The following is a 6950-nucleotide window of genomic DNA, read 5'->3' as shown; positions in this document are numbered from 1 at the left end:
GGGTGGAGGGCGAGCGGGACGCGCTGACCCGGGCGCTGCTCAACCTCCTCGACAACGCCGTCCGGCACGCTGACCGGGAGGTGACGTTGGGTGTGCACTGGTTGCCCGGCTCGGTCGAGCTGAGCATCAGCGACGACGGGCACGGCATACCGGCCGGCGACCGGGAGCGGGTCTTCGACCGCTTCACCCGGCTGGACGAGGCACGGGATCGCGACAGCGGCGGCAGCGGGCTGGGTCTGCCGATCACCCGCGCGCTCCTGCGGCGGGCTGGGGGCACCATCCGCCTCGAGGACGCGGATCCCGGAGTGCGGGCCGTCGTCACCCTGCGCCGGGCCTGAGGCCCCGGCACGGTCCGGGCGTCGACGCCCGGCGCGCATCGGGGACCCGTCGGTCGATGCCGCAGCGATGACTGGCCGGGAGCTCACCCGATCACGAGGTCACCGGGTCACGGGGGTCACAGCTCGGTGTAGCGGGTGCGGCGCACGACGGCGGCGACACTGCGCAGGGTCCTGCGGGCGCGGCGGAGCCGGGAGCGGCGCACGATGATGGGCACGGCTGCTCGCGCCGGCCCCCGTCCGAAACGGGTGTCGACCTCTGCCAGGGCGGCGAGGTAGACCTCGACGTCCCCTCCCACGTCGGGGTGGTGGCGCCGGGCCACGGCGCGGCGCGCGGACTGCCACTCGCTCCGCCCGGGGTCGGCGCCGACGGGGTCAGCCATCTCGGCGCTTTCCCGTCGACTGTCCCGACCGGCCGGGAGTCCCGCAGTCACCGCGGGTGCGGTCCGGCGTCCAGATCATGCACACCACGCTACCTCTGGCGGACGGACTGCGGGCGAGCAGCCCGTGGACCCCCAGAGGGCTCCGGTGTCGGGAGCGACACGACCCCGTCCGCTCAGGCGGCGACACCGGGGAATGTCGCGGCGACCTCGTGAGGTCGCACGCACCGGGTCGGACGGGGCCGGTCAGTCCCGGGGCGGCTCGTCGTCAGCTGACAGTGGGGACCGTAGTGAGGCAGCGGACAGGAGTGAGCCGGGGGTCCGGCAGATCGCGCCCGGTTGGGCGCCTGATCTGTGCTGAGTGTGGGCGCGACCCGGTCAGGTGGACAAGTGGCCAATGGTCGTAGTACCACCGCCGGACGTCGGACCACCCGTCCTACGGCCCGGCGCCCAGGGCGTGGGCGTCAGTCCGTCAGCTCCCGCGCGACGAGCTCGGCGATCTGGGCGGTGTTGAGCGCGGCACCCTTGCGGAGGTTGTCTCCGCAGACAAAGAGGTCGAGGGTGTTGGGGAAGTCGAGCGCCTGACGCAGCCTCCCGACGAAGGTGGGGTCCGACCCGACCACGTCCGACGGGGTGGGGAACTCGCCCGCGTCGGGGTCGTCGAGGACCACGACGCTCGGAGCCTCGACGAGCGCCTGCCGGGCCGCCTCGACGGTGATGTCCTCCGCGAAGACCGCGTGGACCGCGAGCGAGTGCGTCGTGACGACGGGGACCCTGACGCAGGTCGCGGACACCTTGAGGTCGGGGATCTCGAGGATCTTGCGCGACTCGTTGCGGACCTTGAGCTCCTCGGACGACCAGCCGCCCTCCCGCAGCGAGCCCGCCCACGGGACGACGTTGAGAGCAAGGGGCGCGGGGAACGGGGAGTCGTCGCCCAGCTTGTTGCTCAGTGCCGCTCGCACGTCACCGGCCTGCTGCCCGAGCTCGCGGTTGCCGCCGACGACCTCCAGCTCGTCGTAGAGCCGGTCGATGCCGGGCTGCCCCGCTCCGGACGCCGCCTGGTAGGACGAGACGACGAGCTCGGTGAGGGTCCACCGGCGGTGCAGCGCTCCGAGCGCGTCCATCATCGTCAGGGTCGTGCAGTTCGGGTTGGAGATGATGCCCTTGGGCCGGTTGCGGGCCGCGTCAGGGTTGACCTCTGGCACCACCAGCGGCACGTCCGGGTCCATCCGGAAGCTGCCGGAGTTGTCCACGACGACGGCGCCACGGGCGGCCGCGATCGGCGCCCATTGCGCCGAGACCTCGTCCGGCACGTCGAACATCGCCACGTCGACCCCGTCGAACACCTCGGGGGCGAGCGCCAGGACGGCGACCTGCTCGCCGCGCAGCTCGAGCAGCTTGCCGGCGGAACGGGCGGAGGCGATGAGCCGGATCTCGCCCCAGACGTCCTCACGGGTAGAGAGGATCTGGCGCATGACCGTGCCCACGGCACCGGTCGCGCCGACGAGGGCCAGCGTGGGCTTGGCGGTGGTCATCGACCGGAACCTCCGTAGACGACGGCCTCTCCGTCGGAGGAGTCGAGACCGAACGCCGTGTGGACGGCGCGGACCGCGTCGTCGAGCTGGTCGTCGCGGGTGACGACCGAGACGCGGATCTCCGACGTCGAGATCATCTCGATGTTGATCCCGGCGTCGGCGAGCGCCTGGAAGAGTCTCGCGGAGACGCCCGGGTGAGAACGCATTCCGGCGCCGATGAGGGACAGCTTGCCGATGTGGTCGTCGTAGAGGATGGTGGCGAAGCCCACCTTGCCCTGGATCCGCCCCAGCGCCTGGACACCGGTCTGGCCGTCGGTCTTGGGCAGCGTAAAGGAGATGTCGGTCAACCCCGTCTCCGACACCGAGATGTTCTGGACGATCATGTCGATGTTGATCTCCGCCAGGGCGACGGCCTTGAAGATCTCGGCCGCCATGCCGGCTCGGTCGGGCACCCCGACGATGGTGATCTTGGCCTCGGTGCGGTCGTGTGCGACACCGGCGATGATCGGGGCTTCCACGCTGTCTCCTTGCGGTTTGTCGGTGACCCAGGTGCCCTCGTGCGCCGAGAAGGACGACCGCACGTGGATCGGCATGTCGAAACGTCGCGCGTACTCCACACACCTCAGGTGGAGGATCTTTGCCCCGCACGCCGCCATCTCGAGCATCTCCTCGTTGGAGAGCTGGGTGATCTTGCGGGCGGCCGGCACGATCCGCGGGTCGGCGGTGAACACCCCGTCGACGTCGGTGTAGATCTCGCAGACGTCGGCGTCGAGGGCGGCCGCGAGGGCAACGGCCGTGGTGTCGGAGCCGCCACGACCGAGGGTGGTGATGTCCTTGGTGTCGAGGCTGACGCCCTGGAACCCGGCAACGATGGCGATGTGCCCGGCGTCGAGGGCGGTCTGGATCCGTCCGGGTGTCACGTCGATGATCCGGGCCCTGCCGTGGACGGCGTCGGTGATGACGCCGGCCTGGGAGCCGGTGAAGGACCGGGCCTCATGGCCGAGGTTGGCGATCGCCATCGCCACCAGCGCCATCGAGATCCGCTCGCCCGCGGTGAGCAGCATGTCGAGCTCGCGGCCGGGCGGCAGCGGGGTGACCTGCTTGGCGAGGTCCAGCAGCCCGTCGGTCGTGTCGCCCATCGCCGAGACGACGACGCAGACGGCGTGGCCGGCCCTGCGGGTCTCGACGATCCGGCGCGCGACCCGCTTGATGCTCTCGGCATCGGCCACGGACGAGCCGCCGTACTTCTGGACGACCACACTCACGGCAGGCTCCTGGGACGGTTGGCGGAGGACTCAGTTTATCGGTCCGCCGTCGCCGAGCGGTTGCCCCTCCGGGGGGTGAGACTCAGGGCTCGGTTCTCGCAGACGTGTCGCCCTGACGGGCCCACAGGTCTCCGCGATGACCCGGGTGCCGCGCCGGATGCGGCTCCGGGTCAGGGGTGCGGCGGCGGGTCAGGGGTGCAGCGCGTCGAACTCGGCGTCGGCGATGGTGTCCTCGTCGACGTCGAGCCGTAGGTGGGCCAGCACCGACTGCAGGACCCGCAGCGAGCTCGCGGCGCGGTCACCCCACGTGGAGAGGTAGCTGAACTGCCACCACCACAGCGCCTCGACGAACCGGCCCTCGTCGAAGTGCTGGAGGCCGTGGTCCAGCGCCGAGACGATCTCGACGATGTCGTTGGAGAGCGAGCCGCGGGTCAGCGAGGCGTCGGTCACGGGGTCGATCACGTCGGCGTAGTCGTCGAGGCCCTCGAAGAGGTTGGCAAGGCTCGCGTGCAACGGGTCGAGGTCGGGCTCCGGGCCGGGGTCGGGCTCGAAGCGCTCGCGCAGCACGATGTCCTGGATGGCGCCGAGTCGCGAGCCCGCGAGGAGCAGCTGCGACGTGGCGAGCAGCAGGACCGGGATCGCGGTCTCGGCGGCGGCGCCCGAGGCGACCTCGCGCACCGTACCGAGGTAGATCTGGGCGTCCCGGGCGGACTCCCCCGCGAGCAGGATCAGCTCCTGTCCCTCGCGGGCCCGGGCAGCGGCGGCCTCGGTCTCAGACATTGACGACCCGCCTGCCCTCGAAGGCCCGCCCCAGGGTGATCTCGTCGGCGTACTCGAGGTCCCCGCCGACGGGTAGCCCCGACGCGAGCCGGGTGATCCGGATGCCCATGTCCTTGAGCAGTCGCGACAGGAAGGTCGCCGTCGCCTCGCCCTGGATGTTGGGGTCGGTGGCGATGATGACCTCGGTGACGGTGCCGTCGGCAAGGCGCGTCATCAGCTCGGTGATCCGCAGGTCGTCGGGGCCGATACCGTCCATCGGCGAGATCGCCCCGCCGAGCACGTGGTAGGTGCCCCGGAACTCCCGGGTCCGCTCGACCGCGACGACGTCCTTGGGCTCCTCGATGACGCAGATCGCCGTCTGGTCGCGGCGGGGGTCCGCGCAGATCCGGCAGAGCTCGGCCTGGGCGACGTTGCCGCACCTCTCGCAGAAACGGACCTTCGCCTTGACCTCGGCGAGCACCTCGGAGAGGCGGGTGACATCGGCCGGGTCGGCGGTCAGGAGGTGGAACGCGATCCGCTGCGCGCTCTTGGGGCCGACGCCGGGCAGCCGCCCGAGCTCGTCGATCAGGTCCTGGACCACGCCTTCGTACACATCTTCAGCCTATGCCCCACCGACGACAAGCGGCGGTATGCCGCGCAGCGAGCTTCCCGGCATACCCGGAGGTCCTCGTCGCGGGGCCTCGACGACGAGGGGTCAGTCGGTCAGGGAGGCGGACCAGCGCTCCTCGATCCGGCCGAGCCGCCAGACGATGAGGGCAAGGACCCAGGTGGCGGCGAAGAGCCCGACGATCCAGAAGCCCACGTCGTTGAGGTCGATCCGCGCGATGGCGGCCAGGGGTCCACCGGTGATGCCGAGCTTCTGGGTGAGGATCGAGACGATCTCGATCCCCCCGATGAGCAGGGCGACCGCCACGGACAGCGCCGTGACGGTGATGTTGTAGTAGATCTTGCGGATCGGCTTCGAGAAGGCCCAGCCGTAGGCGAAGTTCATGAAGGAGCCGTCGATGGAGTCGAGCAGCGACATCCCTGCTGCGAAGAGGACCGGCAGGGTGAGCACGGCCCACCACGGCAGGCTCGCCGCCGACGCGCCGCCGGCGATCACCAGCAGCCCGACCTCGGTGACGGTGTCGAAGCCGAGGCCGAAGAGCAGCCCGACCGGGTACATGTGCCACGGCTTGCTGACCGTCCTGGTGACCTTGCCGAGGATCCGGTTGATGAAACCGCGTTTGTCCAGCTGCGCATCGAGTGCGGACTCGTCGTAGTGGCCGGTTCGCATCGCCCGGAAGACCTTCAGGATGCCGATCAGGGCCGCCAGGTTGATCAGGCCGATGAAGATCAGGAAGACGCCCGAGACCGAGGTGCCCCACAGGCTGGCGCTGCGTTGCAGGGTGGACTGGTCGTTGCCGAGCTGCGCGGCCAGGGCGCGGACGCCGAACGCCAGCAGGGTCACCATGACGAAGACGACCGAGCTGTGCCCGAGGCTGAACCAGAACCCGACGCTGAGCGGGCGTTCGCCCTTGCCCATCAGCTTGCGGGTGGTGTTGTCGATGGCCGCGATGTGATCGGCGTCGAAGGCGTGCCTCATGCCCAGCGTGTATGCCGTGATGCCCAGCCCCGCTCCTACGAGCTGCCCGCCGACCATGTAGCCATGCGGCGCCACGAACCCGATCAGCACACCCCAGCCCACGACATGAAGCAGAAGGATGAAGCCACCCATGCCCAACAGGCTGCGGCGTTCGCGACTGGTCAGTGAGGGTCGTCGGCCGCCAAAGACTGATCGCGGCTCGTCGCTGTCGACTGAGGTCTGGGCGACGGACGTCATGCTCCAACGTTAGGGACCGGGACGGCCTTGTTGCAAGTCATTCGCAATAAGGAACTCGAGCATGCAGACAATTTTCGGCTCATCGGGGGGTGCCGCTCGCGCTGCCACGATCGTGGACGCGCCCGACGTTGGTTCGCGACCCCTGTGTAGATTGCGGCTCGGAAGTGTTGTGCAACTCATACGATTCGGGAGTTCCAGTGCGCATTGGTGTGCCCAAAGAGACGCGGCCGGGTGAGACCCGGGTTGCAGCCACGCCGAAGACCGTCGCGCAGCTGATTGCCCTCGGCCACGAAGTGCACCTGGAGTCAGGCGCAGGCGTCCTGGCCAGTTTCACGGACCATGCCTATCAAGAGGCAGGCGCCTCGATTACCCCCACCGATGAGGTCTGGGGCTCCGACTTCGTCGTGAAGATCAACCCACCCTCCGATACCGAGATCGCGAAGCTCAGGACCGGCGCCATGCTGGCCAGCCTTCTGGCCCCGGCGCTGTCCCCCGAGCTGCTCGACAAGCTCACCGCCCAGGGCGTCACGGCGCTCGCGATGGACGCGGTCCCGCGCATCTCGCGGGCACAGGCCCTCGATGTGCTCAGCTCGATGGCCAATATCGCCGGCTACCGCGCGGTGATCGAGGCCGCCCACGAGTTCGGCAGCCTGTTCACCGGTCAGATCACGGCCGCGGGCAAGGTCCCCCCGGCCAAGGTCCTCGTGGTCGGGGCAGGGGTCGCCGGACTGGCTGCCATCGGCACGGCCAGCAGCCTCGGCGCCATCGTGCGCGCCTTCGACGCCCGACCCGAGGTCGGCGAGCAGGTTGAGTCGATGGGCGCCGAGTTCCTG

At 70.0% G+C, this 6950-nt stretch carries 7 protein-coding genes and 1 pseudogene; 2 read left to right on the top strand and 6 right to left on the bottom strand.

The window, feature by feature from the left end; translation table 11 throughout:
• The coding region (locus tag ACLL9L_RS03815; RefSeq protein WP_411283323.1) for an ATP-binding protein at window positions 1–338 on the top strand (338 nt) is incomplete at its 5' end.
• 116 nt (window positions 339–454) lie between these two features.
• Here ACLL9L_RS03815 and ACLL9L_RS03810 read toward each other — a convergent pair.
• The 6 genes from ACLL9L_RS03810 to ACLL9L_RS03785 all read right to left on the bottom strand — a co-directional run bounded on the left by ACLL9L_RS03810 (window position 455) and on the right by ACLL9L_RS03785 (window position 6012).
• Window positions 455–718, bottom strand: a complete 264-nt coding sequence (locus ACLL9L_RS03810) for a hypothetical protein (RefSeq protein WP_411283322.1) — start codon at window positions 716–718, stop codon at window positions 455–457.
• 461 nt (window positions 719–1179) lie between these two features.
• Window positions 1180–2250, bottom strand: coding sequence for an aspartate-semialdehyde dehydrogenase (locus ACLL9L_RS03805; protein WP_411283321.1), 1071 nt, complete (start codon window positions 2248–2250; stop codon window positions 1180–1182).
• Window positions 2247–3515, bottom strand: a complete 1269-nt coding sequence (locus ACLL9L_RS03800) for an aspartate kinase (protein ID WP_411283320.1) — start codon at window positions 3513–3515, stop codon at window positions 2247–2249. The genes ACLL9L_RS03805 and ACLL9L_RS03800 overlap by 4 nt, the downstream gene beginning before the upstream one ends.
• 189 nt (window positions 3516–3704) lie before the next feature.
• Window positions 3705–4295, bottom strand: coding sequence for a DUF5063 domain-containing protein (locus ACLL9L_RS03795; protein ID WP_411283319.1), 591 nt, complete (start codon window positions 4293–4295; stop codon window positions 3705–3707).
• Window positions 4288–4887, bottom strand: coding sequence for a recombination mediator RecR (gene recR, locus ACLL9L_RS03790; protein WP_411283318.1), 600 nt, complete (start codon window positions 4885–4887; stop codon window positions 4288–4290). Before recR ends, ACLL9L_RS03795 begins: the two co-directional genes overlap by 8 nt.
• A gap of 102 nt (window positions 4888–4989) precedes the next feature.
• Complete coding sequence (locus ACLL9L_RS03785) at window positions 4990–6012, bottom strand: HoxN/HupN/NixA family nickel/cobalt transporter (RefSeq protein WP_411283317.1); 1023 nt, start codon at window positions 6010–6012, stop codon at window positions 4990–4992.
• 302 nt (window positions 6013–6314) lie between these two features.
• On the opposite strand from ACLL9L_RS03785, the pseudogene ACLL9L_RS03780 reads away from it, so the two are divergent.
• A pseudogene (locus ACLL9L_RS03780) lies at window positions 6315–6950 on the top strand (NAD(P)(+) transhydrogenase (Re/Si-specific) subunit alpha); the annotation flags it as partial.

This window comes from Lapillicoccus sp., from assembly GCF_046595215.1.
Lineage (GTDB): Bacteria > Actinomycetota > Actinomycetes > Actinomycetales > Dermatophilaceae > Lapillicoccus.
The sequence above is the reverse complement of the archived record's forward strand: the minus strand, read 5'-3'. Positions and strand labels throughout refer to the sequence as shown.

Bases quoted from the DNA above. Each gene is read 5' to 3' on its own strand.
- ACLL9L_RS03810 (WP_411283322.1), bottom strand. From the start codon at position 718: ATGGCTGACCCCGTCGGCGCCGACCCCGGGCGGAGCGAGTGGCAGTCC.
- ACLL9L_RS03785 (WP_411283317.1), bottom strand. From the start codon at position 6,012: ATGGGTGGCTTCATCCTTCTGCTTCATGTCGTGGGCTGGGGTGTGCTG.
- ACLL9L_RS03805 (WP_411283321.1), bottom strand. From the start codon at position 2,250: ATGACCACCGCCAAGCCCACGCTGGCCCTCGTCGGCGCGACCGGTGCC.
- ACLL9L_RS03795 (WP_411283319.1), bottom strand. From the start codon at position 4,295: ATGTCTGAGACCGAGGCCGCCGCTGCCCGGGCCCGCGAGGGACAGGAG.